This is a genomic window from Endozoicomonas sp. ONNA2 (assembly GCF_024606365.1).
GTDB lineage: Bacteria > Pseudomonadota > Gammaproteobacteria > Pseudomonadales > Endozoicomonadaceae > Endozoicomonas.
In genome coordinates this window covers 1-2,391 of the sequence record NZ_JAHHPO010000285.1, presented here as the reverse complement: position 1 = coordinate 2,391, position 2,391 = coordinate 1, and the positions used below count along the sequence as shown (strand labels likewise).

Here is a 2,391-nt window from a genome sequence, read left to right as displayed (position 1 = left end):
AATTTTTAGACCAATTTATCGCAACCGCACGACTGCATGGATGCAGGAGCTAGAGAGCAGTTGCCGCGTAGGGCAGCCTATTCTCGGACAGCCTCTTGGGAGGCTGTCCGAGAATAGCGCCCGACTGGGCATCCCCGTATTGAGGATAAAAAGTCGGAAATTTTTTTAGACCAATTTGCTGCCATCGCACGACTACATGGATGCAGGATAGGGCAGTTTATTCTCGGACAGCCTCTTGGTGCTGGTAGAACTACACACCGCACATTCCCGACCTAGAGAAAAAAGAAAGAAAAGCTCTTCTTTGTAACTTTGTGGTTCCCCTTCTTTTCAAGGCCTGACTACGGTTATTTTTGTATACAACTCCATTTGCCAACCACATTCAAGGGCATTTTCTAATACCAGAGCACCGGATATTCCAGCATACCGACAGTGCTGTTGTGATCAGAGATAGATAACTCTGTAATGTCCAACTCTTCCATAAAGCCAAATACTAAAATGGCACTTGAAAGACTTGCTCCATTGGTATCGCTGAATGAGGCTCGGTCCAGGATGTATCTCTTAAGCTTGTCCTTATCCAATGTACTGCTCCCACTGATATCTTCTGCGAAACCTTCCTGAAATGCTGAGCCTGTTCCAGTAATTTTTACCTTACCTTTCTTCAGCTCTTTGCGAATAATAAGGGGTGTTCTACGGGCAAGATATCGCGCAAAAGTGATACCTGCTTCCAGTTCTTTCGATGTTAAGGGAGATAATGAATCCGGAACCTGTGGTGGTTTGTTCTGAACAACTTCCTTCAGGTATTCCATGAAGGAAACAGATCCAAAACCACTTTTGCGAGCCCATGGGCCTGTTTCAGGATCTGAGATAATCAACTGAAAACTCTCTTTACCAATATCCCAGACAACGGATGTTTCCGCGTTATCGGTCACCGAGAAAGCAGAGAGAAAATCCATTCGATCTTCCTCTTCCGGGGATAGAATTCGAATGTCAATACCTGTTGTTCGTCGAACTTGCTGTACCAGCTCTTCGGCGTTGTGTGCCTCCCTGAAGGTGTCAGTAGCAATGGCTCTTACTTTAACCACCTTGAAATGTTCCTGACGGGTTCGCAGTTTTTCAAAGACTCTCTGTGCCCTTTTCAGCATAAAGTTGCTGAAGAAGCAGTTGTCACTGGATGACAGGTCATCGTAGAAGCCGACTTCCAGTGAACCGTAATCAAGGTGTCGATAAACCTTGTCGGTTTTTTTGTTTACGTCTGCGATGGCGAAGTAGATAGTATTGGCCTCAATTTCGATGGCCATCCTGCGTTCGAGCATTGCCAAGGCTGACGGGCAGCAAAAAAACAATGCTGCAAGGGCATAGACTCCGACAGAGGCTTTATTAAAAATCTGCATTGTATTGAAGGTGATCCATTAAGAGGGTGAGTTGTTATTAGTGAAGGTGTTGCTGTGCTAAAGTGCGTTGGCTGGAAAAGAGTGTAGTTGGCTCTTATGCGGTTGGAGGTAATTTATTTGTCAATATTGTTTGAACACTCAGAGGTAAGGTGATGCCAGAGATCAAAATGGAGCCTTCCTGGAAGACAATGCTTCAGGATGAATTTACCAAAGAGTATATGCAGGCCCTGCGCAGCTTTCTGCAAAATGAAAAGGCCCGGGGAAAGATGATTTACCCACGGGGTAAGGAGTATTTCCGGGCCATGGACCTGACACCGTTCGACCAGGTGAAAGTGGTGATTCTTGGGCAAGACCCTTATCACGGTCCGGGTCAGGCTCATGGGTTGAGCTTTTCGGTACGTCCGCAAACCGCCATCCCTCCATCGCTGATGAATATGTATAAAGAGCTGGAGTCAGATTTGGGCATTCCGCCAGCCCGTTATGGATTTCTGGAACACTGGGCCCTCCAGGGAGTGTTGCTGCTCAATAGTGTGCTGACTGTCGAGCACAAGCAGGCGGCTTCCCATCAGGGCAGGGGGTGGGAGGCATTCACTGATCGGATTGTGGCTACGTTGAATGAGCAGCGAGAGCATATTGTTTTCATTCTGTGGGGCAGCTATGCACAGAAAAAAGGGCATTTTATTGATCCCGGTAAACACCTGATTCTGAAATCGGTGCACCCGTCGCCATTATCAGCCTACCGGGGATTCTTTGGCAGCAGACCCTTTTCAAGAAGCAATGATTATCTGTCCAGCCATGGGGTACAGCCTATAGACTGGCAACTGCCGCCTCTGAATTGACCGGTGATATTTTGTTCTGTTAGTGCTGTACATAGAACATCAGTATATGTATGATGCACGCCACTGAATGCCGACAGTTGTTTTTTGTCATCGTTTCAGCCTGTACGCGCTCGTAGCTCAGCTGGATAGAGTACCTGGCTACGAACCAGGCGGTCGGAGGT

Annotated in this window: 2 protein-coding genes; one reads left to right on the top strand and one right to left on the bottom strand. The window is 47.2% G+C overall.

The annotated features are described in order from the left end of the window. Positions 1–392: 392 nt before the first annotated feature. Entirely contained in the window at positions 393–1,391 is a 999-nt protein-coding gene (locus KDK14_RS05015) for a Ppx/GppA phosphatase family protein (RefSeq protein WP_257263919.1), read from the bottom strand. 152 nt (positions 1,392–1,543) lie between these two features. Here KDK14_RS05015 and ung point away from each other — a divergent pair, with 152 nt between their 5' ends. Beyond that, positions 1,544–2,230, top strand: a complete 687-nt coding sequence (ung, locus tag KDK14_RS05010) for a uracil-DNA glycosylase (protein WP_257263918.1) — start codon at positions 1,544–1,546, stop codon at positions 2,228–2,230. Positions 2,231–2,391 lie beyond the last annotated feature (161 nt).